At 65.0% G+C, this 25,611-nt stretch carries 23 protein-coding genes and 1 tRNA gene; 16 read left to right on the forward strand and 8 right to left on the reverse strand.

All coding sequences use genetic code 11. From position 1 onward, the window contains the following. Positions 1-41 precede the first annotated feature (41 nt). On the forward strand, positions 42-1,076 hold the full coding sequence (locus tag P6U24_RS34680; protein ID WP_407156873.1) for a substrate-binding domain-containing protein: 1,035 nt from the start codon (positions 42-44) through the stop codon (positions 1,074-1,076). Positions 1,077-1,214: 138 nt separating this feature from the next. Here the strand turns inward: P6U24_RS34680 and P6U24_RS34685 are convergent. Both P6U24_RS34685 and P6U24_RS34690 read right to left on the reverse strand, forming a co-directional pair. Beyond that, a tRNA-Arg gene (locus P6U24_RS34685) sits at positions 1,215-1,291 on the reverse strand. A 321-nt stretch (positions 1,292-1,612) separates the two neighbouring features. Further along, on the reverse strand, positions 1,613-3,085 hold the full coding sequence (locus P6U24_RS34690) for an ATP-binding protein (RefSeq protein WP_407156874.1): 1,473 nt from the start codon (positions 3,083-3,085) through the stop codon (positions 1,613-1,615). 447 nt (positions 3,086-3,532) lie between these two features. Here P6U24_RS34690 and rpmH point away from each other — a divergent pair, with 447 nt between their 5' ends. From rpmH to P6U24_RS34730, 8 genes are all read left to right on the forward strand, one after another. After that, the gene (gene rpmH, locus P6U24_RS34695; RefSeq protein ID WP_006609582.1) at positions 3,533-3,667 is read left to right on the forward strand and encodes a 50S ribosomal protein L34; all 135 of its coding nucleotides are present in this window, start codon (positions 3,533-3,535) and stop codon (positions 3,665-3,667) included. A 36-nt stretch (positions 3,668-3,703) separates the two neighbouring features. Then, positions 3,704-4,078 (forward strand): ribonuclease P protein component, encoded by a 375-nt coding sequence (gene rnpA / locus P6U24_RS34700; protein WP_407156875.1) that lies wholly within the window; start codon positions 3,704-3,706, stop codon positions 4,076-4,078. A 24-nt stretch (positions 4,079-4,102) separates the two neighbouring features. Beyond that, the gene (yidC, locus tag P6U24_RS34705) at positions 4,103-5,986 is read left to right on the forward strand and encodes a membrane protein insertase YidC (protein WP_407156876.1); all 1,884 of its coding nucleotides are present in this window, start codon (positions 4,103-4,105) and stop codon (positions 5,984-5,986) included. A 202-nt stretch (positions 5,987-6,188) separates the two neighbouring features. Next, entirely contained in the window at positions 6,189-6,848 is a 660-nt protein-coding gene (gene yihA, locus P6U24_RS34710) for a ribosome biogenesis GTP-binding protein YihA/YsxC (protein WP_407156877.1), read from the forward strand. Between the two features lie 38 nt (positions 6,849-6,886). Next, entirely contained in the window at positions 6,887-7,216 is a 330-nt protein-coding gene (locus P6U24_RS34715; protein ID WP_407160697.1) for a DUF423 domain-containing protein, read from the forward strand. A gap of 74 nt (positions 7,217-7,290) precedes the next feature. Next, on the forward strand, positions 7,291-8,187 hold the full coding sequence (gene argB / locus P6U24_RS34720) for an acetylglutamate kinase (protein WP_407156878.1): 897 nt from the start codon (positions 7,291-7,293) through the stop codon (positions 8,185-8,187). Next, positions 8,187-9,221: a DUF1036 domain-containing protein gene (locus P6U24_RS34725; RefSeq protein WP_407156879.1), complete on the forward strand. Its 1,035-nt coding sequence runs from the start codon at positions 8,187-8,189 to the stop codon at positions 9,219-9,221. The genes argB and P6U24_RS34725 overlap by 1 nt, the downstream gene beginning before the upstream one ends. A 254-nt stretch (positions 9,222-9,475) precedes the next feature. Beyond that, on the forward strand, positions 9,476-10,168 hold the full coding sequence (locus P6U24_RS34730; protein ID WP_407156880.1) for a pyrimidine 5'-nucleotidase: 693 nt from the start codon (positions 9,476-9,478) through the stop codon (positions 10,166-10,168). Positions 10,169-10,426: 258 nt separating this feature from the next. Here P6U24_RS34730 and P6U24_RS34735 read toward each other — a convergent pair whose 3' ends face one another. After that, positions 10,427-11,614, reverse strand: coding sequence for an ABC transporter substrate-binding protein (locus P6U24_RS34735; RefSeq protein ID WP_407156881.1), 1,188 nt, complete (start codon positions 11,612-11,614; stop codon positions 10,427-10,429). Between the two features lie 529 nt (positions 11,615-12,143). Here P6U24_RS34735 and P6U24_RS34740 point away from each other — a divergent pair. Genes P6U24_RS34740 through P6U24_RS34760 form a run of 5 tightly spaced genes read left to right on the forward strand, consistent with a single transcriptional unit; the run spans position 12,144 to position 17,629 of the window. Beyond that, entirely contained in the window at positions 12,144-13,739 is a 1,596-nt protein-coding gene (locus tag P6U24_RS34740) for an ABC transporter substrate-binding protein (RefSeq protein ID WP_407156882.1), read from the forward strand. Between the two features lie 40 nt (positions 13,740-13,779). Beyond that, on the forward strand, positions 13,780-14,724 hold the full coding sequence (locus tag P6U24_RS34745) for an ABC transporter permease (protein ID WP_407156883.1): 945 nt from the start codon (positions 13,780-13,782) through the stop codon (positions 14,722-14,724). Positions 14,725-14,739: 15 nt separating this feature from the next. Further along, positions 14,740-15,630, forward strand: a complete 891-nt coding sequence (locus P6U24_RS34750; protein WP_407156884.1) for an ABC transporter permease — start codon at positions 14,740-14,742, stop codon at positions 15,628-15,630. Further along, positions 15,630-16,643 (forward strand): ABC transporter ATP-binding protein, encoded by a 1,014-nt coding sequence (locus tag P6U24_RS34755; RefSeq protein WP_407156885.1) that lies wholly within the window; start codon positions 15,630-15,632, stop codon positions 16,641-16,643. Before P6U24_RS34750 ends, P6U24_RS34755 begins: the two co-directional genes overlap by 1 nt. Beyond that, positions 16,640-17,629, forward strand: coding sequence for an ABC transporter ATP-binding protein (locus tag P6U24_RS34760; RefSeq protein WP_407156886.1), 990 nt, complete (start codon positions 16,640-16,642; stop codon positions 17,627-17,629). Before P6U24_RS34755 ends, P6U24_RS34760 begins: the two co-directional genes overlap by 4 nt. A gap of 30 nt (positions 17,630-17,659) precedes the next feature. On the opposite strand, the gene P6U24_RS34765 is transcribed toward P6U24_RS34760, so the two are convergent. Next, positions 17,660-17,854 (reverse strand): hypothetical protein, encoded by a 195-nt coding sequence (locus P6U24_RS34765; protein ID WP_407156887.1) that lies wholly within the window; start codon positions 17,852-17,854, stop codon positions 17,660-17,662. A 348-nt stretch (positions 17,855-18,202) separates the two neighbouring features. Between P6U24_RS34765 and P6U24_RS34770 the strand changes: the two genes are divergently transcribed. Beyond that, on the forward strand, positions 18,203-19,585 hold the full coding sequence (locus P6U24_RS34770; protein ID WP_407156888.1) for a PAS domain S-box protein: 1,383 nt from the start codon (positions 18,203-18,205) through the stop codon (positions 19,583-19,585). Then, positions 19,572-19,937, forward strand: a complete 366-nt coding sequence (locus tag P6U24_RS34775; protein ID WP_407156889.1) for a response regulator — start codon at positions 19,572-19,574, stop codon at positions 19,935-19,937. Before P6U24_RS34770 ends, P6U24_RS34775 begins: the two co-directional genes overlap by 14 nt. A gap of 112 nt (positions 19,938-20,049) precedes the next feature. Here P6U24_RS34775 and P6U24_RS34780 read toward each other — a convergent pair whose 3' ends face one another. From P6U24_RS34780 to P6U24_RS34795, 4 genes are all read right to left on the reverse strand, one after another. Continuing rightward, entirely contained in the window at positions 20,050-22,032 is a 1,983-nt protein-coding gene (locus P6U24_RS34780; protein WP_407156890.1) for an acetyl/propionyl/methylcrotonyl-CoA carboxylase subunit alpha, read from the reverse strand. Next, complete coding sequence (locus P6U24_RS34785; RefSeq protein ID WP_407156891.1) at positions 22,029-23,645, reverse strand: acyl-CoA carboxylase subunit beta; 1,617 nt, start codon at positions 23,643-23,645, stop codon at positions 22,029-22,031. The genes P6U24_RS34780 and P6U24_RS34785 overlap by 4 nt, the downstream gene beginning before the upstream one ends. A 159-nt stretch (positions 23,646-23,804) precedes the next feature. After that, complete coding sequence (locus P6U24_RS34790) at positions 23,805-24,671, reverse strand: 3-keto-5-aminohexanoate cleavage protein (protein WP_407156892.1); 867 nt, start codon at positions 24,669-24,671, stop codon at positions 23,805-23,807. Between the two features lie 83 nt (positions 24,672-24,754). Then, positions 24,755-25,564 carry a helix-turn-helix domain-containing protein gene (locus tag P6U24_RS34795; RefSeq protein ID WP_407156893.1) on the reverse strand — a complete coding sequence of 270 codons (810 nt, stop codon included), beginning with the start codon at positions 25,562-25,564 and terminating at the stop codon, positions 24,755-24,757. Positions 25,565-25,611: the final 47 nt, after the last annotated feature.

A 25,611-nucleotide genomic window follows, 5' to 3' on the forward strand; every position in this document is an offset into this window, starting at 1 on the left:
GCGGCGCTGAAGTGATCACCGTTCTCGGAAGGGAGCCTAACATGATGAACCGTCGTGCATTCCTCGGCACCACATTGGGTGTTGCCGGCCTGAACACCTGCAACGCACGATCGGCGGGTGCCGTCGTGCACAACGCGGCGCCCGAGCCGCTGGTCTGGCCGCTGGTTGCAAAACCGCAAGAGGGCATCCGATCGTTCGCCGGCCACACGGACACCGTGCTCGACGTGATCGGTCGGCTCGGAACGCCGCCGAGCCTCGTTATCTTCACTGAGGGCAATCACCTGATGGTGTTGTCGAGCGACGAGATCGTCGGTGCGTTTCCATCATGGGCCAAGTCGCAGCCGAAATACGCCAATCTCGACCTGACGAACATCATCCTCACAACCCTGCCGCAGCCCATTCTCGTCCAGATGATCCGCACCGGCGGAGTAGCCCTCGGCAATCTCACCCTCGACACAAGCCGCAGCTCCGGCTTCTACCCCGACATCGTAATGGGCTACCCGGAGCCGCTGCGACAGTTACGCCGGATGGGCGTGATCGAATCCCAGGCCCGTTTCTTCTCCAGAAATCGCGGCGTCGCGCTGCTCGTGCGCAAGGGAAACCCGCTCGGCATTCATGGGCTCGCCGACTTGGTCCGGAACGGTGTGCGGATCGCTCTGCCCGATTCAGGCGACGTCCGTGCGCAATGCCTTGCTGCCGCCGAAGCGCAGCTTGGGAAGCCCGCGGCCAGCGCTCTCACTTCAGCGGAGACGAATTTTCCCGGTCGCCTCGGCATCATGCATCGCGATCTGCCCGAGATGGTTGCTCGTGGTTACGCGGACGTCGCCTTCACCTGGTATCACCTCGTCTCATTCTGGGCGCGGGCATTCCCGGACCATTTCGAATTCGTCGCCGTTCCGGGCGTGGAATCGTTCTTTACAAAGATCGCCTTTGCTCCCACGGTAAATCCTCTGCGGTCCGAGGCTGCGAAGGCGTTCGATGATTTCTTCTTCGCCCGCGCAAGGGACGTGTATCCCCGGCATGACTTCGCGCGCATGGACGACACTGAGTTCGGAGCGCCGCTAGGGCTCGACTGAAGCCGGCGGCGCAACGTGGTCGCTGCCGCCGGCGCGCCGTCCGACAAATCGTTGAACCGGGCTTGCCCCGGGGCAAGTTGTGACCTTGAGAGTGTGCTTGCGAGAGCCGCGGTCGAGCGGACCAAACGCGTATCAAAATGGCGCGCCCGGAACGATTCGAACGTCCGACCCTCAGATTCGTAGTCTGATGCTCTATCCAGCTGAGCTACGGGCGCGTTTTTCGCGTGTGGCGGGCGATGGATCGAAAAACCCAGCCCGGAAGGCCAAGGCGGCGGAGACGCCGGCAGGCCTCGCGAAAGGCCATCTGACTAACGGCTCGGGCGGCGCTTGGCAAGGCGGGAGAGGCAGATTTTGCGGCCAATTTTTTGGCTCCGTGTCCGTTGTTGTCCGACAAGTGGGGATTACGGGGTCGGCGCCTCCCGCGCTGCCTCGGAATGACGGCGATAAAGGTCAGGCCGCCGGACATCGTTCCTTCCGCGATACCTCCGGATTCCACGTTCAATGCCTCCAGCATTGCCCTGGAATGACGGAACGGCTCAGGCGCTGGCGCGCTCGCGGCGGATACTCTGCAGCTCGACCGGACGGTCGGGGATGGTGATGCGGAAGGTGGCGCCCAGAGTGCCCTCGACCAGCTGGATCTCGCCATCATGGGCGCGGACCAGCTCGGCCGCGATCGTGAGCCCCAGGCCCGAGCCGCCGGGACGGCCGGCGCTCTGGAAGGCCTCGAACAGATGGTCGCGCACCTTGGCCGGCACGCCCGGCCCGGTATCGGAGACTTCCAGGATCGTCACCGCGCCTTCGCGCCGGCCGGTGATCCGGATCTGATGCGCGCCCGCTCCGACGCGCGGCTGGCTTTCCAGCGCCTGCGCGGCATTGCGCACGAGATTGAGCAGCACCCGGAACAGCTGGTCGGGATCGGCGTCGACGGTCAGCCCGCGCTCGATCGCCGAGACCCAGGTGATGGAGGCGTCCGCAGCGAGCCCCGCGGTCTCCCGCACCTCGGCCACCACCGGCTCGACCGGGATCATGCGACGATCCGGCGCGGCCTCCTGGGCGCGGCCATAGGACAGCGTCGACTGGCAGAAGGCGATGGCACGCTCCAGCGAGCGCATCAGCTTCGGCGCGAAGCGCTGCACCCGGGGATCGGGGACGCTGGCGAGTTGGTCGGACAAGAGCTGCGAGGAGGCCAGCAGGTTGCGCAGATCGTGATTGATCTTGGAGACGGCGAGGCCGAGGGCGGCGAGCCGGCTCTTCTGATGCAGCATCGAGACGAGGTCGCGCTGCATGTCGGCAAGCTCGCGCTCAGCGACGCCGATCTCATCGCCGCGCGAGCTCGGCACGATGATCCGCGCGGAGCTTTCCGGGTTCTCGTGGAAACCGACCAGGCTCGCCGTGAGCCGGCGCATCGGCCGCACGAACAGGTAATGCAGGGCGAAATAGACCAGCGCCGCGGTGAGCATCGCGATCAGCAGCGACACGACAAGCAGATTACGCGAGAAGCGGAACATCGCCCGGCGCAACGGTTTGGCATCCGTCACCACCTCGATGAACTGGGCCCGGCCCGGCGCCGGCCCGACCACGCGCATCGTCTGGTCGCCGCGCTCCGTCATCAGCTGCAGCGAATTGACGATCGAGGACCACACCGTCATGTCGCGCATGTCGTAATCATGGTCGATCGCGGCCGGCAGGTCGGCGCTGGCGAGCAGCCGGCGCTGCTGACCCATCTTGATCGCGACCGCACGGGCGCCGATCGAGGTCAGGATCTGGCGCGCCAGCGAATCCGGAACCATGCCGGAGGGGGCTGCGTCCAGCACCAGCGCCGCCGTATTGGCCGCGGCCAGCCGGTCGTTGAGCCGATTGGTCCAGAAATTGGCGATCGCCGGCACATAGATCAGCACTTCCGCGATCATGACCAGCGGAATGGTTAAGAGGAGCAACTTTCCGGACAGCCCAAGCCGGCGCGCGGGCTTCGGCCGCAATTGCTCGATGATCGGCTGGTCGTCGCTCACAAGTTCCGCCCTTAAGGAGGCTCCCCAACCTTTCGGCTGTGCAACATGAAACCGGTCCGCATCCCCGTCAAATTACGGATCGCTCATGTTCCGGATGGCGTTCCATGTATGTGGGAAGCGTCCCAATGCCATCCCAAGTCCGTCATAACCCCGCAAGAACTGTTCTATTCACACGCTAGGCGCGCCGCCCGCCGCCTGCCATAACCTGTGGCAGATCAGCGCGCGGCGAATCGCGCCTTCCGCCGCGCCGCTCGCGATTGACGGGACAAGGTCGCTCCCGTATAAGCCGCGCCAACTGTCCGCGATCACCCGGCTTGTCCGGAGGCGGCTCGATTTTGGGCCGGCAGCGGCCCGCTTTGGGCCATCGGCGCATCCGTCGGACATCCTCGACAATTTAATCAGGCAGATTGCCGGCTGGCAACTTGCCGGTGAGCGGAGATTGAACCCGTGAAGCGGACCTATCAACCCAGCAAATTGGTGCGCAAGCGCCGTCACGGCTTCCGCGCCCGCCTTGCCACCACCGGCGGCCGCAAGGTCCTCGCTGCGCGCCGTGCGCGCGGCCGCAAGCGTTTGAGCGCCTGAGCGAGAGCGAAGGCGTCTCTTCCGGAGATTTCCATCATGGATCGGCTACGGCAGCGGGCGGACTTCCTCGCTGTTGCCGATGGCGTGCGGGCGAACGGCCCTGCCTTCGTGGTCCAGTGGCGCGAGCGCCAGGACCCGGGCCCGATCCGGATCGGCTTCACCGTCACCAAGAAGCATGGCACCGCCACGGAGCGTAACCGCATCCGTCGGCGGCTGCGCGCGCTGGTCGGACGGCTCGATCCCCTATGCATGCGACCCCACAGTGACTATGTGCTGGTGGGCCGGCGCGCGGCGCTGTCGCGCGATTTCTCGACCATGCTTGAAGACCTCCAGGGCGCCCTTGGCCGGCTCGACCGGCAGACGAAGCGCGCGCCCGACACGGCCCGCAAACCGGATTGCAAGCCGGATTAAAATGACGAGACCACAAGAAAACCGATGACCGACAATCGCAACACCATCCTTGCCGTCATTCTGTCCGGCCTGGTCCTGATCGCCTGGCAATATTTCTACAACGTGCCGCAGATGGAGCGGCAGCGCGCGCAGAGCCAGCAGCAGGCCGAGCTTGCCAAGAAAGCGCAGCCGGAGGCCGGCAGTTCGTCGGCGCCGCAGGCGCCGAGCGCAGCCTCGCCCGGCGCACCTGCCGCGACGGCGCCCGCCGCTTCCGAGACGATCCTGCCGCGCGACACCGCGATCGCGGCGAACCCGCGCGTCAAGATCGACACGCCGCGGATTTCGGGCAGCATCTCGCTCAAGGGTGCGCGTATCGACGACATCTCGCTGGTGCAGTTCCGCGACACGGTCGATCCGACCTCGCCATCGATCGTGCTGTTCTCGCCATCGGACACCGTCAGCCCCTATTACGCCGAGTTCGGCTGGACCAGTGCCGCCGGCTCGAACATGAAGGTGCCGGACCAGAACACGCAGTGGCAGCAGGACGGCTCGAACGCGCTGACGCCATCGACGCCGGTCAAGCTGACCTATGACAACGGCCAGGGCCTGACGTTCCATCGCACCATCTCGATCGACGACCATTACCTGTTCACGATCAAGGACGACGTCAGCAACAGCGGCGGCGCGCCGGTGACGCTCTATTCCTATGCGTTGATCTCGCGCGGCGGCACGCCTCCCGTCTCCGGCTATTCGATCCTGCATGAAGGCTTCATCGGCTATCTCGGCGACAAGGGGCTGCAGGAGCTGACCTACAAGAACGTCGATGGCGGCGATCCGCTGCCCGACCGGCCTTCGATGAAGGGCACCGCGTTCTCCAACGTCACCGACGCCTGGCTCGGCATCACCGACAAATACTGGGCGGCGGCGCTGCTGCCCGAGACCAGCCAGACGCTGATGAACGCGCATTTCTCCGCCGGCGGCGCGCAGCGGCGCTATCAGGCCGATTACATGCTGCCGGCGCAGACGATTCCGAGCGGCGGCACGGCGTCCATGAGTTCACGGCTGTTCGCCGGCGCCAAGGAGGCCAGCGTCGTCGGCCTCAACTTCCCGGTCGGCGGCTTCGGCGGCTACAACCAGGCGCTCGGCCTGAACCATTTCGATCTTCTGATCGACTGGGGTCATTTCTACTTCCTGACCAAGCCGATGTTCCTGGCGCTGGACTTCTTCTATCACCTGGTCGGCAATTTCGGCATCTCCATCCTGCTCGTGACCGTGCTGGTGAAGCTGCTGTTCTTCCCGCTCGCCAACAAGTCCTACGCCTCGATGGCGAAGATGAAATCGGTGCAGCCGCAGCTTCAGGCGCTCAAGGAGCGCTATCCGGACGACCGGATGAAGCAGCAGCAGGAGATGATGGAGATCTACAAGAAGGAGAAGATCAATCCGATCGCGGGCTGCCTGCCGGTGGCGCTGCAGATCCCGGTGTTCTTCTCCTTGTATAAGGTCCTGTTCGTCACCATCGAGATGCGGCACGCGCCGTTCTACGGCTGGATCAAGGACCTCTCGGCGCCGGACCCGACCAATTTGTTCACGCTGTTCGGGCTCTTGCACTTCGACCCGACGCAGATCCCGCTGTTCGGCCATTATCTTGCGCTCGGCATCTGGCCCATCATCATGGGCATCACGATGTGGATCCAGATGAAGCTCAACCCCGCCCCGCCGGATCCGACGCAGGCGATGATCTTCAACTGGATGCCGCTGATCTTCACCTTCATGCTCGCGGGCTTCCCCGCCGGCCTCGTGATCTACTGGGCCTGGAACAACCTGCTCTCGGTGCTGCAGCAGAGCTTCATCATGCGCCGTAACGGCGTGAAGGTGGAGCTGTTCGACAACATCCGCGGCACGTTCGGCGTTAAAAAAAAAGCGGCGTGACCAGTGAGGCGGCGTGAGCCGCCGCCCTCACTCGATCGTCATTGCGAGCCAACGGGTCCGCGCGAAGCGCGGCCCGATGACAGGCTCCGCGACGTGTCCGCCATAGCCCAAAGGGGCGACGGCGGAAGCAATCCAGAATCGTCCCTCACGCTGGATTGCTTCGTCGCTTTCGCTCCTCGCAATGACGGGGTAAGAGCATTCCATGACCACCGGCGCCGACATCGACGACCGCCTGATCGAGCAGGGCCGCAAGCTGTTCGCCGGCCAGTGGCGCTTTGTCTGGGCCTCACCCTCGATCGAGACCCTGCCACCCATGGGGCCGCTCGAGATCGCCTTTGCCGGCCGCTCCAATGTCGGCAAATCCAGCCTGATCAACGCGCTGACCGGCCAGACCACGCTGGCGCGGACCTCGCACACGCCGGGCCGCACCCAGGAGCTGATCTTCTTCGAAGGTCCTGAGAACACGCCACTGCGGCTGGTCGACATGCCCGGCTACGGCTATGCCTCCGCGCCCAAGACCAAGGTCGCGTCCTGGACCACGCTGATCCACCAGTTCCTGCTCGGGAGCGCGACGCTGGCCCGCGTCTATGTGCTGATCGACTCCCGCCATGGGCTGAAGGATGTCGACCGCGAGATCCTGACCACGCTCGACAAGTCCGCCGTCAGCTACCAGATCGTCCTGACCAAGGCCGACCAGGTCAAACCAGGCGAACTCGCAGCCCGCACCGCCGAGACCGAGGCGGCGCTCGCCAAACGCCCGGCCGCCTTCCCCAAGGTGCTCTCGACCTCCTCGCGCGCCGGCGCCGGCATGGCGGAACTGCGCGCAGCGATAGCGCTGCTCTTGAACGAGCGCGGCGCGTGAGCAATGCCGTCCGCCTCCTGATCGCCGCAGCTGGCCTGATGGGCGCCGTGGGCGTCATCCTGGCCGCGATGGCCACGCACGAGGCGGACACCGCACGCCTTGCGCCCGCCTCGATGATGCTGCTGTTTCACGCCTGCGCAGTGCTCGGCACGGTGGCGCTGGCCGAACGCGGCCTGATTCATTTCCGGATCGGGCTGATGGGAGCTTGCGGGTTCGCTTTCGCGGCCTCCCTCTTCTCCAGCGACCTGGTGACGCGGCATGTCACTGGTGAGCGGCTGTTCCCATTTGCGGCACCGACGGGCGGCACGCTCCTGATCGCAAGCTGGCTGGTACTGACGCTCGCGGCGCTCTGGCCGCGGCGCGGGTAACAGCCCGCTTTCCGCACCGGCCACAATCGGCTAGAACCCCCGCGACCTTCCCGAAAGCCGAGCTCCGTAAATCCATGACCGACGCGACCGAGATCAGCCCGCTCGATCAGGCCCGTATCCTGTCCGAAGCGCTGCCGCACATGCAGGAATATGACGATGAGACCATCGTCATCAAATATGGCGGCCATGCCATGGGCGACGACGAGACCGCGAAGGCGTTCGCGCGCGACATCGTGCTGCTCGAACAGACCGCGATCAATCCGGTGGTCGTGCATGGCGGCGGGCCCCAGATCGCGACCATGCTCAAGCGGCTCGGCATCGTCTCGGAATTCGCAGCCGGCCTGCGCATCACCGACGCCGCAACAATAGAGATCGTCGAGATGGTGCTGGCCGGCTCGATCAACAAGCAGCTGGTCGGCTACATCAACGAGGCGGGCGGCAAGGCCGTCGGCCTGTGCGGCAAGGACGGCAACATGGTCACCGCGGTCAAGGCGACGCGGACCATGGTCGATCCCGACTCCCATATCGAGAGGGTGGTGGATCTCGGCTTCGTCGGCGAGCCGGACAAGGTCGACCTCACGCTGCTCAACCAGCTAATCGGCTACGAGCTGATCCCGGTGCTGGCGCCGCTCGCGACCTCCAAGAGCGGCCAGACTTTTAACATGAACGCCGATACCTTTGCCGGCGCGGTGGCCGGCGCGCTGAAGGCCAAGCGCCTGCTGCTGCTCACCGACGTGCCGGGCGTGCTCGACAAGTCGAAGAAGCTGATCCCCGAATTGTCGGTGAAGGACGCGCGCAAGCTGATCGCGGACGGCACCATCTCGGGCGGCATGATCCCCAAGGTCGAGACCTGCATTTACGCGCTCGAACAGGGCGTGCAGGGCGTCGTCATCCTCGACGGCAAGGTGCAGCATGCGGTGCTGCTCGAGCTGTTCACCAACCAGGGCACGGGCACGCTGATCCACAAGTGATGAGCACGACGCGGCTACGCATAGGACGCGCTATGGCCAACCTCTCGCCGGCCATGGCGATCCTTGCCGCTTTCACGGCCTCCGCCACGCCGGCCGCGGCCGACCTGAAGATCTGCAACCGCATGAGCTACGTCGTCGAGGCCGCGATCGGCGTCGATGACAAGGCGGCGACCGCAACGCGCGGCTGGTTCCGGATCGATCCCGCCGCCTGCCGCGTGGTGCTGCAGGGGCAATTGACCGCCGACCGCATCCTGCTGCATGCGCGCGCGCTCAGCCTCTACGGCGCCTCGCCGATGCCGCAGAACGGCAACGATACGCTTTGCGTCGCGGAGTCCGACAATTTCGTCATCGCGGCCGCGCGCCAGTGCCGCTCGGAACAAAAGCCCGCGCCGTTCACGCAGGTGACGCCGAGCAAGACAGATGACGGCAACCTCGTCACTTTTCTCGCCGAAGCCGCCGAATATGACGACGAGCAGGCGCGGCTTGCCGGCATCCAGCGGCTGCTCGGCATCGCGGGCTACGACGCCTCGCCGATCGATGGCGTCGACGGACCGAAGACGCAAGGCGCGCTGGCGGCTTTCCTGAAAAGCCGCGGGCTATCGTCCGATATCGTGTCGCAGCCGAGCTTCTTCACCACCATGGTCGACGCGGTGCAGGCCCCCTCGCCGACCGGGCTGACCTGGTGCAACGACACGCCGCACAAGGTGATGGCGGCGGTCGCCACCGACGACGGCAAGGCGGTGACGAGCCGCGGCTGGTACCACATCGATCCCGGCAAGTGCCTGCACCCCGACATCGCCGGGCAGCCGAAGAAGGTCTACAGCTTCGCTGAGGCTGTCGATGCCGACAACAGAACAATCAAGCTCAACGACAAGCCGCTGAGCTGGGGCGGGCTGACCCAGCTCTGCACGCGCGACAGCAAGTTCGAGACGTCACAGCAAGGCGATTGCGCCAGTCGCGGCTTCGTGGCCAGCGGCTTCACCGCAGTTGACATCGCCGGCAGCGGCAAGACGCTGCGCTTCGCGCTGCCGTGAACTCTGGGGTTTGCGGTGCACGCTGTGTTGGAGATGCCGGACATGTCGCCACAAGCACAACTGTCGTCCCTGCGAAAGCAGGGACCCATATCCACCGGCCGGCATTTTGATCAGAGTTACCAATTCCAGCAAAAGGCAACTCCCACCGCCGTGACTAACAACACGCCCGGCGTGTGAGTCCCTGCTTTCGCAGGGACGACATCGGAGGATGTGGCGATACCTTTTACTCCAACGATAGCGGATCAATCGCTCAAATGAACCCGCCCCGCAGCTTCGACCACATCGACACCTGGGTGTTCGATCTCGACAACACGCTGTATCCGCATCATGTCAATCTGTGGCAGCAGGTCGATACGCGCATCGGCGAGTTTGTCGCGAGCTGGCTGAAGGTGTCGGCCGAGGAAGCGCGGCGGATTCAGAAGGACTACTATCGCCGTTACGGCACCACGATGCGCGGCATGATGACCGAGCACGGCGTGCATGCCGACGATTTCCTGGCTTACGTGCACAAGATCGATCATTCGCCGCTGGAGCCCAATCCGGCGATGGGCGCCGCGATCGAGAGACTGCCCGGGCGCAAGTTGATCCTGACCAACGGCTCAGTCAGCCATGTCGACGCGGTGTTGGCGCGGCTCGGCATCGCCAGGCATTTCCATGGCGTGTTCGATATCATCGCCGCGGAATTGACACCGAAGCCGGCGCCGCAGACCTACCGTAAATTTCTCGAGATCCATGCCGTTGATCCGACGCGCGCCGTCATGTTCGAGGATCTCGCCCGCAATCTCGTGGTGCCGCACGATCTCGGCATGACCACCGTGCTGGTGGTGCCCGATGGCACCAAGGAGGTCGTGCGCGAGGATTGGGAGCTGGAGGGCCGCGACGATCCCCATGTCGATCACGTCACGGATGACCTGACGGGATTCTTGCAGGGGCTGGTGAGGTCGTAGGCGCCAACCATTCTCATCGTCATGCCCCGCTTCAGGCGGGGCATCCAGTACGCCGCGGCGTCTCGATCGATCACTACTGACTGGATCGCCCGCCTTCGCGGGCGATGACCACCGGCGATTCGGGACCTACCTCACCACACTTTGCGGGCGTCGTCATTGCGAGCGAAGCGAAGCAATCCAGTGCGACAGAAATCCTGGATTGCTTCGTCGCGGTCCGCTCCTCGCAATGACAGCCCGGTTAGCGCCGGGCCAACCACCTCACTTCGTCAGTGGGCAGCCGCTTTCCTTGGCGGTGAAGAAGGCCTTGTCGCCGGGGACGGTCGCGATCAGCTTGTAGTAGTCCCACGGCTTCTTGGACTCCGCTGGCGATTTGACCTCGAACAGATACATGTCGTGAATCATGCGGCCGTTCTCCAGCACCTTGCCTTGCGCAAAGGCATCATCGACCGGCAGCTCCTTGAGCTTCTTCGCTACGGTGTCCGAGTCCTTGGTGCCGGCGGCCTTCACTGCCTTGAGATAGGACAGCGTCGCCGAATAGGTGCCGGCATGGATCATGCTGGGCATCCGGCCGGTACGCTTCATGAAGCGCTCGCCGAACGCGCGCGCCTTGTCGTCGTGATCCCAGTAGAATCCTTCGGTCAGGATCAGGCCCTGCGCGGCCTCGAGTCCCAGGCCGTGAACCTCCGAGAGCGTCATCAGCAGGCCCGCGAGCTTCTGGCCGCCCTTGACGATGCCGAATTCGGCAGCCTGCTTGATCGAGTTGGTGGTGTCGAGACCGGCATTGGCAAGGCCGATGATCTTGGCCTTCGAGCTCTGCGCCTGCAGCAGGAAGGAGGAGAAATCCGATGAATTCAGCGGAATCCGCACCGAGCCCAGCACCTTGCCGCCCTTGGAGGTCACGATGTCGCTAGTGTCCTTCTCCAGCGCATAGCCGAAGGCATAATCGGCGGTCAGGAAGAACCAGGTGTTGCCGCCGGACTCCACCAGGGCGCCGCCGGTGCCGACCGCGAGCGCGCGGGTGTCATAGGCCCAATGGAAGCCGTAGGGCGTGCAGGCGTCGCCGGTGATGCGCGAGGTCGCCGCACCGACGACGATGTCGATCTTCTTCTTCTCCTTCGACAGGTCCTGGATCGCTAGCGCGACCGACGAGGTCGTCAGCTCGGTGATCATGTCGACACCTTCGGTGTCATACCAGCGCCGCGCGATCGAGGCGGCGAGATCGGGCTTGTTCTGGTGGTCGGCGGTGACCAGCTCAATCTTCTTGCCAAGCACCTCGCCGCCGAAATCCTCGATCGCCATCTTGGCGGCCTCGACCGAATATTTGCCGCCATAGTCGGCGTAGACGCCGGATTGATCGTTGAGAATGCCGATCTTGACCTGAGCCGATGCTGGCGCGGCCACCACAAGGGCCCCGACCGCGACAACAGCCAACAAGCTCGATTTCATATGTTTCTCCCAGCCTTTGTGTCCTGAGCGCGTGCACCGCGCCATGGCAATGATGCTACGTGATAACACCGGCGTCGCCCACCCCTTCCGGCATCGGCTATCGGCTGGGAAGCAATGCGTTTTCGCCGGATGTTGACAAGGCGCCGCGCGCGTTGCGGCGAAGACGGCGCGGAGAGACGGATAGCGGCGCTTTGGACGACCGATCGGCCGCCTACGATCGAGCTCCACGAGAGAGCGACGATGCACATGCCTCGTTCGCCGCAAGAGCCGACCTCGCCGAGCGTTCTTCGCAGAGCGGCGGACATTTGGTCGCAGCCGGCAAGCTCACTGCACTGCAGCACCGCGCCGCTCCTATCATGGATGCGTTCGCACGGCGGCACGGCTGCGCCGCACACAGCCGCATCATTCCAATTGCCGAGACGATGCGACGGCTGCCGGGTTGCCTGCACCCAGCGCGCTGGATATCGTTCTGGCATGCAAGCCGAAGCAATCAGCCATTCAAGGCGAGACGGCTTAAAGGGAGGAAACCATGCGGAACGCGCGCGGGTTCGCCGCCGCCGTCCTGTCGCTGCTTGTGGCCGCGACGGTTGCACGCGCAGATGAACCGAAGCAAGGCGGCATCTTCCGGATCTATCATCGCGACAGCCCGGCCAACGCCTCGATCCACGAAGGCGCAACCTATTCGGTCAACGTGCCGTTCATGCCGGTCTTCAACAACCTCGTCATCTATGACCAGAGCAAGCCGCAGAACAGCATGGACGACATCGTCCCTGATCTTGCGGAAAGCTGGTCGTGGAACGAAGACAGGACCGCGCTGACCTTCAAGTTGCGGCAGGGCGTCAAATGGCATGACGGAAAGCCGTTCACGGCGGCGGATGTCAAATGTACCTTCGACATGCTGATGAGCAAGTCGCCTCAGAAATTCCGGCAGAACCCGCGCAAGGCCTGGTATGACCAAGTCAACGAGGTCACGACATCAGGCGACTTCGAGGCCTCCTTCAAGCTGAAGCGGCCGCAGCCGTCCTTGCTGGCGCTGCTCGCCTCCGGCTACACGCCGATCTATCCCTGCCATGTCTCGCCGGCCGAGATGCGCACGCACCCGATCGGCACCGGCCCGTTCAAGTTCGTCGAATTCAAGGCCAATGAATCGATCAAGCTGACGCGCAACCCCGATTACTGGAAGAAGGGCCTGCCGCATCTCGACGGCATCGAGTTCACCATCATTCCGAACCGCTCGACCGCGATCCTTGCCTTCGTCGCCGGCAAATTCGACATGACCTTCCCGACCGAAGTGTCGATCCCGCTGCTCAAGGACGTCAAGGCGCAGGCGCCGAACGCAACTTGCGTGATCGAGCCGACCAACGTCAACACCAACATCATCGTCAATTCCTCCTCCCCGCCGTTCGACAATCTCGACATCCGCCGCGCGATGGCGCTCGCGCTCGATCGCAAGGCGTTCGTCTCGATCATGTTCGAAGGACAAGCCGATATCGGCGGCACCATGCTGCCGGCACCCGCGGGACTCTGGGCCATGCCGAAGGAGATGCTGGAGCAGATTCCCGGCTACGGGCCTGATGTCAACGCCAACCGCGAAGAGGCGCGCAAGCTGATGCAGAAAGCCGGCTATGGCCCGGACAAGCATCTTTCGGTCAAGGTCTCGACCCGCAACATCCCCGTCTATCGCGATCCCGCCGTGATCCTGATCGACCAGCTCAAGACCATCTATATCGATGCCGAGCTCGAAGTGGTCGAGACCGCGAACTGGTTTTCCAAGGTCGCCCGCAAGGATTACGCGCTCGGACTCAATCTGACCGGCAATGCGGTCGACGATCCCGACCAGGCCTTCTACGAGAACTACGCCTGCGGCTCGGAGCGCAACTACACGAATTACTGCAACAAGGACATCGAGAAGCTGTTCGACGCGCAATCGGTCGAGACCGACATGGACAAGCGCAAGAAGCTGGTGTGGGAGATCGACAAGAAGCTGCAGGAGGACGTCGCCCGCCCGATCATCTTCCACAGCCGCATGGGCACATGCTGGCAGCCTTACGTCAAGGGCGTCACCGTCATGACGAACAGCTCCTACAACGGTTACCGCTACGAGAATGTGTGGCTGGACAAGTGAGCCGCGGGCGGTGAGCGGCTAAAGGAATCGGGAGCAGCCGGTGTTTGCCTATATCGTGCGCCGCCTCGTCCTGATGCTGCTGACCCTGCTCGGGATCTCGATCGTGATCTTCGTGCTGCTGCGCATCGTGCCCGGCAACATCGTCGATATCCTGTTCGACGCCGCCGGCATGGTCGATCCCGCCGACAAGGCCGATCTGCAGCGCCAGCTCGGGCTCGACCAGCCGATCGTGCTGCAATATCTGCACTGGATCGGCGGGCTGCTGCACGGCGATCTCGGCTATTCCTACGTCTCCGAGAAGCCGGCGCTTCAGGAGATATTGCCGCGCATTCCGATCACGGCGCGGCTCGCCGCCTTTGCGTTGTTGTTCTCGGCTTCGTTCGGCATTCCACTGGGGGTGCTGAGCGCCGTCTATCAGGGCAGCCGCCTCGACTACGCGCTGCGCGTGGTCAGCCTGAGCGGGCTGTCGCTGCCCTCGTTCTGGCTCGGGCTATTGATCCTGATGGCCTCAGTGGCGATGTTCGGCAGCATTCCGATCTTCAATCCGGACCCGAAAACATTCGGCGAGATGTTTTCGACCTACTTCCTGCCATCGATGGCGGTCGGCTTCCGTTCGTCGGCGCTGACCATGCGGATCACCCGCTCCTCGATGCTGGAGGTGCTGCGCCAGGACTATATCCGTACCGCGCGGGCCAAGGGGGCCTCCAACACGTCCGTGAACTTCCATCACGCGCTGAAGAACGCGATCCTCCCCGTCATCACCGTGGTCGGCATCGAGGCGGCTTTCCTGATCGGCGGCCTCATCGTCACCGAGACCGTGTTCAACATCCCCGGCATCGCCCGCTTTCTGGTCGAGGCCATCCGCTGGCGCGACTATCCGATCGTGCAGAACCTCGTGATGCTCATCGCGCTCGTCGTGGTCAGCGCCAATTTCATCGTCGACATGCTCTACGCGGTGTTCGACCCGCGCATCCGCTATTCGTAAGTGAGGCCGGCCGCAATGACCGCCATCAATCTCGATCGCGAGTTGAAGCGCGCCGGAGCCGGCGCCAAGGGCTGGCGGCTGCTATCCTTCATGGCGCGGCGGCATCTGCTCGGCACGATCGGGATCGGCATCATGCTGGTGTTCGTGCTGTCGGCGATCTTCGCCGACGTGATCGGCCGCTACGACCCACTGACCGTCGATTCCGCGCATGCGCTGGCGCGGCCCGATTTCAGGCACTGGATGGGCACCGATTCGTTCGGCCGCGACGTCTGGAGCCGCATCATCCACGGCTCAAGGATCTCGCTCGCGGTCGGGCTCGGCTCGACCGCGCTCGGCGGCATCTTCGGCATCATCATTGGCCTCGCCTCCGGCTATCTCTCCGGCTGGGTCGACCTCGTGTTCCAGCGCGTGACCGACATCCTGCAGGCGCTGCCGCTGCTGGTGCTGGCGCTGGTGATGACCGCGGCGCTCGGCCCGTCGCTGCCGAATGTCATTGTCGCGATCGCGATTCCGCTGGTGCCGGTGGTATCGCGCGTGGTCCGCGCCAACACGCTGGCGCTGCGCGAGCAGCCCTTCGTGGAGGCCGCAAAATCCATCGGCATGAGCGAGATGCGGATCGCATTGCGCCATGTGCTGCCGAACACGCTGGCGCCGCTGATCGTGCTCGCCACCGCGCAGCTCGGTTCGACCATCCTCACCGAAGCCTCGCTGTCGTTCCTCGGCCTGGGCATTCCCGAGCCCTATCCGTCCTGGGGACGGATGCTATCGGAATCGGCGGCCGAATATGTCCGCACTGCGCCGTGGCTGGTGATCTTCCCGGGCATCGCCATCAGCCTCGCCGTGTTCGGCACCAATCTGTTCGGCGACGCGCTACGCGACATCCTCGATCCAAGGCAGCGCGGCTGATGCACGGACCCCGCACGGAGACGCCGATCCTCGAGGTGAGAGACCTGCAGACGGTCTTCTTCACCAATTCCGGTCTGTTCAAGGCCGTCGACCATGTCTCGTTCAGCCTCCGCCGCGGCGAGACGCTGGCGATCGTCGGCGAATCCGGCTGCGGCAAGAGCGTCAGCGCACTGTCGATCATGCGCCTGGTGCCCGATCCGCCGGGACGCATCATCGGCGGCCAGATCCTGCTCGATGGCACCGACCTGCTCGCGCTTGACGAGGCCGAGATGCGCGACATCAGGGGCAACCGGATCTCGATGATCTTCCAGGAGCCGATGACCTCGCTCAATCCGGTGATCCGGATCGGCGACCAGATCGCGGAAGCCGTGCGGCTGCATCGTAGCGTCTCGGCGCGCGCGGCGTGGGATCGCGCTGTGGAGATGCTGAAGCTGGTGCGGATTCCCGAACCTGCACGGCGCGCGCGGGACTATCCGCATCAGCTTTCGGGGGGCATGCGCCAGCGCGCGATGATCGCGATGGCGCTGGCCTGCCGGCCGGCGCTCTTGATCGCCGACGAGCCGACCACCGCGCTCGACGTCACAATCCAGGCCCAGATCCTCCATCTGATGCTGGAGCTGCAGCAGGAGCTCGGCATGGGGCTGATCCTGATCACGCACGATCTCGGCGTGGTGGCGCAGACCGCGCAGCGCGTGGTGGTGATGTATGCCGGACGCAAGGTGGAAGAGGCCGACGTCGAGGCGCTGTTCGCCCAGCCGCTGCATCCCTACACGCGCGGCCTGATGGCCTCGATGCCGAAGCTGCCGCAGGCCGGCGCCGAGGCGCAGGCGCGGCTGACGGAGATCTCCGGCACCGTGCCGTCGCTGGTGCGGCTGCCGCCCGGTTGTGCCTTCGCGCCGCGCTGCCCGCTCGCGATCGACCGCTGCCGTAGCGAAATGCCGGCGCTCCAGAGTTTTGCGCCTGACCATCAAACCGCCTGCTGGCGCGCCGGCGAGATCGCGGGGACCACGTGAACAACGCACAGCCAGCCCTGCTGGAGGTCAAGGACCTCGTCAAGCACTACCCGGTGCGCAGCGGCGTGCTGCGCCGGCGCGTCGGCACCGTGCATGCGGTCGATGGCGTCAGCTTCTCATTGGGCGCCGGCGAGACGCTCGGGCTGGTCGGCGAATCCGGCTGCGGCAAATCCACCGTGGCGCGCAGCGTGCTGCGGCTGGTCGAGCCGACCTCGGGCCAGATCGCGGTCGACGGCGCCGACATCACCCATCTCGGCAAGGCGGCCCTGCGCCCTGTCAGGCGATCGATGCAGATCGTCTTCCAGGATCCGTTCGCCTCGCTCAATCCGCGCATGCGCGCCGGCGACATCGTCGGCGAGCCGCTCGCCGTGCATGGGCTCGCGTCCGGCGAACAGCGCCAGGCGCGGGTCGCGGAGCTGTTCCAGCAGGTGGGACTGCGGCCGGACCAGATGCGCAACTTTCCGCACCAGTTCTCGGGCGGCCAGCGCCAGCGCATCTGCATCGCCCGCGCATTGGCGCTATCGCCACGGCTGATCGTCTGCGACGAGCCGGTCTCGGCGCTGGACGTCTCGATCCAGGCCCAGGTGATCAATCTGTTGATCGACCTGCAGCGCCGGCACGGCCTGTCCTACCTGTTCATCGCGCATGATCTGGCCGTCGTCGCCCATATCAGTCACCGGGTCGCGGTGATGTATCTCGGGCGCATGGTCGAGATCGCGGGCAAGGATGAACTGTTCCGCAATCCCCGCCATCCTTACACCAGAGCGCTGCTGGCTTCGGTGCCGCTTCCCGATCCCAGGCAAAAGCAGCCGCCGCCGCTGGTCGATGGCGACGTGCCGAGCCCGGTCAATCCGCCCACAGGCTGCGCCTTCCACACCCGCTGCCGTTTCGCGATGGCGCAATGCAAAACGGAAAGGCCTGTCCTACGCGACGTCGGTGCGCGGCATCAGGTCGCCTGCCTGCTGAACGGCGGAGCCGGCCTATGAGCTTTCCGGGACGCCCGCGACCAGCGCGCGCTATTTCGGCGGCCGCGATCCCGGCGACGACAGCCACTGGTCGATGCGCGATGCCGTCTCCGCCTGGCGGGCCTTTCGCAGCAGCGCGTCGCGCTCCTTGCCTGATGGCATCGCGGTCGCACGCGCCCGCGCCGCCTCGGCCTCGCGCGCAAGACGCTCCTGCAACGTGGTCGTCTGCTTGAACCGTCTTTGCATGACGTACTCTCCGGCATGGGCGGAAGAACGCGAGGTCTGCCGCCGACCGATTCAGCTAAAGTTGCCCTGCCGACACAGCCGGGCGCAAGTCGGCAAATTTTCGGATTTTGCTGGAACCATCGGGCGGCACGCGCGTTTCGGAACCATCTGTCGCGCTGGAACTCAGCAGCGATACGCTGTTGCTTGTGCCGAGCTATCACTGGCGAGGTGTGTCGATAGCCAGGCGCCTCCGCCTGTCACATTCGCGCTGTCCGGTATCTACCGGTTCAGTACCATCTTGAGTTTTCTACAATTTGGCGGTTAGTGGGCCCGCAGCAGAACCTCGACCTCCTGCCAAGGAGCACGCACGTGCACGGAAAGCCCGGCGCCCCTGCTGCGATGCCCGCACCCAGTAGTTCCTCGACCTATCTTGCCGCAATCGTGGCCTCCTCGGCCGACGCGATCCTTGGCACCACGCGCGATGGCACGATCAGAAGCTGGAATGCGGCCTGCGAGCGCCTGTTCGGACGTACATCGGAGGAGATGATCGGGCAGTCCGTCCTGGACGTCATTCCCGGCGAGTTGTGGGATGAGGAGCAGGAGATCCTCGCCCGCGTGGCCGCCGGCGCCTCCATCGAGAATTACGAGACCGTGCGCCTCGCCGCGGACGGCCGGCCGATCGAGGCCGCGGTCACGCTGTCCCCGATTCGTGACGCCCTCGGGGTCGTGATCGGCATCTCCAGCGTGGTTCGCGACATCAGCGAGAAGAAGCAGGCCGAGCGCGGCGCCGCGATGCTGGCCGCGATCATCACCTCGACCACCGACGGCGTGGTCAGCAAGACGCTGGACGGCATCGTTACCAGCTGGAACAAGAGCGCTGAGCGCATCCTTGGCTATACCGAAGCCGACATGCTGAACCAGTCGATCCGCAAGATCATTCCGCCCGACCGGCAGGCCGAGGAGGATCGCATCCTCGCAACCGTGCTGGCCGGCGACATCATCGACAATTTCGAGACGGTGCGCGTCCGCAAGGACGGAGCGCTGATCGACGTCGCTGTCACGGTCTCTCCGGTTCGCGATGCCACCGGGCGTATCGTCGGCGCCTCCAAGATCGTGCGCGACATCACCGACAAGCGGCAGACCCGCGAACAGCTCCGCACCCTCCTCGCCGAGGTCAACCATCGCAGCAAGAACCTGCTGTCGCTGGTGCAGGCGATCGCACGCCAGATGACACGCCAGGGCCAGCAGCTCGATCTCGACCGCTTCCTGGAACGGCTGCAGGCGCTAGCAGGCAATCAGGACCTCCTGATCCGAAACGATTGGCGCTTCATTCCGCTCGGCGAACTCGTCCATTCGCAATTGCGCAGTTTCGGCGACGCGATCGGAAGTCGGATCCGGATTGAAGGGCCGCCGATCGAGCTGACGCCGGAAGCCGCTCAGGCCATTGGCATGGCCATGCACGAACTGGCAACCAACGCAGCCAAATATGGTGCGTTGGCGAACAAGGAGGGCCGGATCGATATCGGCTGGGCGCGCGAGGGCCCGAGCTTCACCATGTGCTGGATCGAGCAGGGCGGCCCGCCGGTCACGCCGCCGACGCGCAGCGGATTCGGCAGCAAGGTCATCTCCGACATGGTGCGCCTCAGCCTGGACGGCGCCGTCGATGTGCAGTTCCCAGCTTCCGGATTGCGCTGGCATCTGTCGTGCCCGATCGTGCGCATCACACGCGGCCGCAGCGATGCCGGACAGTGAGAGAGCCCGCATCCTGATCGTCGAGGACGATCCGCTGATCGGTTTCGATCTCGCGGTCGAGCTCGAAGCGCACGGATTTGCCATTGTCGGCGTGGCACCGACGGTCGCGAGGGCGCTCGCCTTGTTTCAGGATCATGGTTGCGACATCGCCATCCTCGACGTCAATCTCGGACGGGAGACGTCGGCTCCGATCGCGCGCATGCTGGCCGCGGCGCAGGTTCCGTTCGTCGCGGTCACCGGTTACTCGATCGACCAGTGCCCGCGCGAATTCGCGGCCGCGCCGCTGTTGTCGAAGCCATTCCAGACCGCACGGCTGGTCGCCGAGCTGCGGCGACAGATGCCGCGCGTCTAGAGCCCTTTCCATTCCGGTTCAATCGGAACGGAAAGCGCTCGAGCTTGTTTTGACGCGTTTTCTTGACGCGAAGCGGCGTCCACTTCGCTTGAAAACGCTCTAAGCGATCGCGTCACGCCGCCGCAATCTCGGCCACGATCCGGCCGCTCGTCACCTGCTCGCCTTCCGCGACCTCGATCGCCAGCACCGTGCCGGCAATGCCGGCGACGTGAACATGCTCCATCTTCATGGCTTCCAAGGTCAGCACCGGCTGGCCCGGCGCGACGCGCTCGCCCGGCTTGACCAGGATTGCCGCGATCCGGCCACTGAGAGCGGCGCGGATCTTGCCGTCATTGCCTGAACCTGTGCGGGCCTCGGGCGCGGCCAGCGTCAGATCGCGCACCGCGAGCGTCCGACTGCGAAGCTGCAGCCAGAGCCGATCGCCCTCGCGATGGAATCGTACTGTCTCGGTCACGCGGCCATGCCAGAAACGGACGGTGCCCTCGCCGAGTTCATCGACAGTAAACCGATGCGTATCGCCATTGCCACCCGCGACGTAGTCGCCGTCGCGCTCGCGAACGACATCGCATTCGTGCGCGGCATCGCCAAGCTGAAAGCGCAGCGGCGCCGGGAAGCTCGCGGCAAGCGAGCGGCCGCTTCGCCATCGCGGCGCATGCGGGCGAGTGAGATGCAACAGCAGCGCGACCAGCGCAATGTCCCCGGCCGCCGTAGCGTGGGGCGCGAACAATTCGCCGCGGTGGACGTCGATGAAGGCGGTCGTGGCCTGCCCGCGCGCGAATGCGCCATGGCGCAGGCAGGAGATCAGGAACGACTGGTTGGTGGTGATGCCGAACGCTGTGAGCTGCTCCAGGCCGCAGATCAGCCGCGCTCGCGCCTCAGCGCGCGTGTTGCCGTGACTTATCAGCTTGGCGATCATCGAATCGTAATAGGGCGGAATCTGCGCGCCGGATTGCAGCGCGTGCTCGACGCGCACGCCCTCCGGCAGCTCCCAGCGCAACATCCGGCCGGATCGCGGCATGAAGTCGTGCTCGGCATCCTCAGCGCACAGCCGCACCTCGACGGCGTGTCCGGTGAACGTCACGTCGTCCTGCCGCAACGGCAGCGGCTCGCCTGCGGCGACGCGGAGCTGCAACTCGACCAGGTCGAGCCCGGTGATCGCCTCTGTCACGGGATGCTCGACCTGCAGCCGCGTGTTCATCTCCATGAAATAGAACCGGCCATCGGCATCGAGCAGGAATTCGAGCGTGCCGGCCCCCTCGTAACGCAGCGCTCTCACCGCCTGCACCGCGACCGCGCCCATCTCGGCGCGCAGTGCCGGTGACACCGCGGGAGACGGCGCCTCCTCGATCAGCTTCTGATGCCGCCGCTGCACCGAGCAGTCGCGTTCGCCGAGATGGATCGCGTTGCCATGGCGATCGGCGAACACCTGGATCTCGATATGGCGCGGGTTCTCGATCGCTTTTTCCAGAATCACCGTCTCGTCGCCGAACGCGGCCAATGCTTCCGAACGGGCGCTGCGCAGCATGTCGGCGAATGACGCGGCGTCTGTGGCCAGCCGCATGCCGCGGCCGCCGCCGCCCGCCACCGCCTTGATCATGACTGGGAAGCCGAGCCGCCGAGCCTGGTCGCCCATCGCGCTCTCGCTCTGGTCTTCTCCCTGATAGCCGGGCACGCAGGGCACGCCGGCGCGCTGCATGACCTGCTTGGCGCCGGCCTTGTTGCCCATCGCAGCGATCGCCTCGGCCGACGGGCCGATGAAGACGAGCCCGGCGTCCCTGCAGGCCGCTGCGAACGCTGCGTTCTCGGCCAGGAAACCATAGCCGGGGTGCACGGCATCGGCGCCGGTCGCTTTCGCCGCAGCGATGATTGCCTCGATATCGAGATAGGACTGCGGCGGCGGCGCATCGCCGATCCGCACCGCCCGATCCGCCTGCCGGACATGCAGCGCATCACGATCGGCATCGGAATAGACGGCGACGACGCCGATGCCTAGCCGGCGTGCCGTGCGCATGACGCGCAGCGCGATCTCGCCGCGATTGGCGATCAGCAGCTTGAAGAACGGCGTACCCAGCGCGGGCAACTTCTCTGCGCTCATGGCCGCGCCACCGCGAACTGCATGCGCTGCGGCGCGCGCGCCTCCGCCTCGCGGCAGATCGCAAGCACCTCAGCAAGCACCGCGCGGGTGTCGCGCGGATCGATCACGCCATCATCGAGCAGACGCGCCGAGGTCGCGAACACATCCATCTGGTCCTCGAACACGTTGAGGATCTCCGTCTTCAGCGCCTCCAGCCGCTCCTTCTCGACCGGCCTGCCGCGGCGCGCTGCTGCCGCCTCGGTGACGATCGCCATGGTCTCCGCCGCCTGCTCGCCGCCCATCACCGCGGTCTTGGCATTCGGCCACGAGAAGCAGAAGCGCGGATGGAAGCCGCGGCCGCACATGCCGTAATTGCCGGCGCCGAACGAGGCGCCGCAATAGATCGTGATCTGCGGCACCGTCGCCGACGTCACTGCCTGGATCATCTTCGAGCCGTGCTTGATCATGCCGGCTTCCTCATAGGCGCGGCCGACGATGTAGCCCGTGGTGTTGTTGAGATAGAGTATAGGCATGCCGCTCTGGCAGCAGGCCTGGATGAAATGCGTGGCCTTGTTGGCGCCGGCCGGATCGAGCGGACCGTTATTGGTGATGATGCCGATCGCCTGCCCGCCGATGCGGGCATGGCCGCACACCGTCGCCGGGCCGTAATTCGGCGCCATCTCGACGAAATCGGAATCGTCGACGATGCGCGCGATCACCTGGTGCATGTCCACCGGGCGCTTGTGATCCATCGGCATGATGCCGAGCAGCTCCTCCTGGTCATAGCGCGGCGGCTTTGCCGACGGGGTCTCATGCGCCGGGCGATCCCATGGCAGCGCCGCCATGATCTCGCGCGCGATGCGCAGCGCGTCACGATCGTCCTCGGCGACATAATCGCCGAGACCGGAGATCGACGTGTGCATCTCGGCACCGCCTAGCTCCTCCTCGGTTGCGATCTCGCCAGTGGCTGCTTTCAGCAATGGCGGGCCCGCAAGGAAAGCTCGCGTGCGGCCGCGGACCATGACGATGTAATCGGAGAGGCCGGTCTGATAGGCGCCGCCGGCGGTCGACGAGCCATGCGTCACCGTCACCACCGGCAGGCCCGCGGCCGATAGCCGCGCCAAGTTGCGAAAGATGTTGCCGCCGCGGACGAAGTCCTCGACCCGGTATCGCAGCAAATTGGCGCCGGCGCTTTCGACCAGCTGCATATAAGGCAGTTTGTTTTCGAGCGCGAGCTCCTGCACCCGCAGCGTCTTGTCGAGACCATAGGGTTGCAGCGCGCCGGCATCGATGCCGGAATCACTCGCCGAGATCATGCAGCGGACGCCGGAGACGAAGCCGATGCCGGCGATGAGGCCGCCGCCCGGAACGCTCTTTGCGCCATCAGCTACGTCGAACATGTAGCCGGCGAGCGTCGACAGCTCCAGGAAGGGCGCGTCGGGATCGAGCACCAGCGCGACCCGCTCGCGCGGCAACAGTTGCCCGCGCTGATGGAAGCGCGCCTTCGCTGCAGCGGAGGCAGAGCGCGTCCGTGCCTCGAGCTCGCGCATCCGCCCGATCAGGCCGAGCATGCCGTCGCGATTGGCCTGGAACGCGGCGCTGGTGGGCGAGATGGCGTTATCGATGATGGCCATATTACTTGTTCGCGTATCCGGGTGAATGACGAGCCGTCATTGCGAGGAGCGACGCGACGAAGCAATCCAGACTTCCTTCCCATCGCTGGATTGCTTCCGACTACGCATGCTGGGCTTCGGCGGACACGTCGCTTCGCTCGCAATGACGGAAATCCGGCATCAATTGATTGTCCCAAACATCTGCCGTGCTTCCGCTGGCGTTGCGATCTCGCGCCCGGCGCGGCGCGCGCAGGCTGCGATCGCTTCGACCAGCTGGCCGTTCGACGTAACCTTGGTGCCGTCATCGAGATAGAAGGTGTCTTCGAGGCCGGTGCGCAGATGGCCGCCGAGCTCGGCGCAGCGCTGATGCAGCGGCCAGATCTCGGCACGACCGATCGCTGTGACTTGCCAATGCGCCTGCGGCAGCTTCAGCTTGAGCAGGATCGGCAGCAGCTCCGGATCGGCCGGCATGCCGGAGGCGACGCCCATGACGAAATTGTACTCCAGCGGCCCCTCATACATGCCGGTCTGGCGGTACATGCCGACGCAGCGCACGATGCCGACATCGAAGCACTCGAATTCGGGAATCGTGCGCGCATCCTTCATCGCATCGAGATAGTCTTGAACTTTTTCGACCGAGTTGTCGAACATCATCGGCGGCCAAGCCCAGCTGTTGTCAGCTCTCACCTTCAGATAGTTCAGCGACCCGGCGTTGCAGGCGGCGATCTCCGGCCTGGTCTCGCGGATGCAGGCGAGCGCGCCTTGATAGTGTGGCCCTGAGACCCCGGATGTATGATTGATGATTACGCCGGGGCACGCCTCGCGGATCGCCTGCTGAATTTCACGGGAGACGCTGACGTCCCATGATGGAAGATGGCCTTTGCCCGGTGCCTGCTGCCGCAGATGGATGTGCATGATGCTGGCGCCGGCCTCGAAGGCGCGCTTCGCCTCGCGCGCCATCTCCTCCGGCGTCACCGGCACGTTGTGCTGCTTGGGATCGGTGAGCACGCCGTTTAGCGCGCAGGTGATGACGGCCTTGTCGCTCATGCAGATGCTCGAACATGAATGTCTGCGGCCGCATCGCGACCACAGCGGCTATCATGCGAAATTGCGCAGATGAGCTTCTTGCGTCAGCGCGCTACTGCAAGATCAGCCTGGGTCTCGCCGCTGCGATAGATCGCGAGATCACGCGAGCCGGAGAAGATCGCGCGCGGCTTCAGGCCATAGAAGCGGCGGATCGAATGGCTGAAATGGGTCGAGTCGGGATAGCCGATGTCCTGCGCCAGATGCGCGAGGTTGAGATCCTGGTTGGCGAAGTGGAGCAGATGGCGGGCCCGCTTCCAGGCCCGGAACGAGCGGAAGGAAATGTCGGTCTCGTCCTTGAACAGGTGCAGGAAGCGCGAGGTGGAAAGACCCACCGCCGCCGCGCAGCTCTCCGCCGTCGCGGGCTCGCCCGAGAACCGGTTGATCAGCGCGATAGCCTTGACCACGCGCGGATCGAGCGTCCGCTGCGGAAGGGCTTGACCGAAGCACAGGCGATCGAAGCCGGCGCTGTTGACCTCGCCGCTCAGCGGCCGCTGCCGCAGTTCCGCATAGGCGGTGCGGACACGATGGGCGGAGGCTGCGGCGTCCTTCGCCAGCCCGTTGGCCAGACGATCGAGCGTGCCAGGCGGCACGCTCTCAGGCTCGACCGTGACCACGACGACTGTGCGGTAGTCGCTCTCGATGGTGTGTTGACGGTTCGGCTGCACCACCAGCAGTTCGCCCTCGCAGGTCTCGCCGCCTTCGGACGTGAGCCGGAGATTGCCGGTGAGCGCGACATAGACATGAAAGGCGCCCGAGCAACGCTGGCGCGGGCGGCCGAGCAGCCCGGCATAGAAAACGCGGTCCGGCGTGATCAGCATCAGATGGCCGGAGTCCCGGCCGCTGCTGGCATCCATGGTGGTTCCTCCTGAGCGCGGCTCTGTCGTCCGCTTTGTTGACGAGA

Origin of the sequence: Bradyrhizobium sp. STM 3557, assembly GCF_045571465.1 — a bacterium.
Classification (GTDB): domain Bacteria; phylum Pseudomonadota; class Alphaproteobacteria; order Rhizobiales; family Xanthobacteraceae; genus Bradyrhizobium.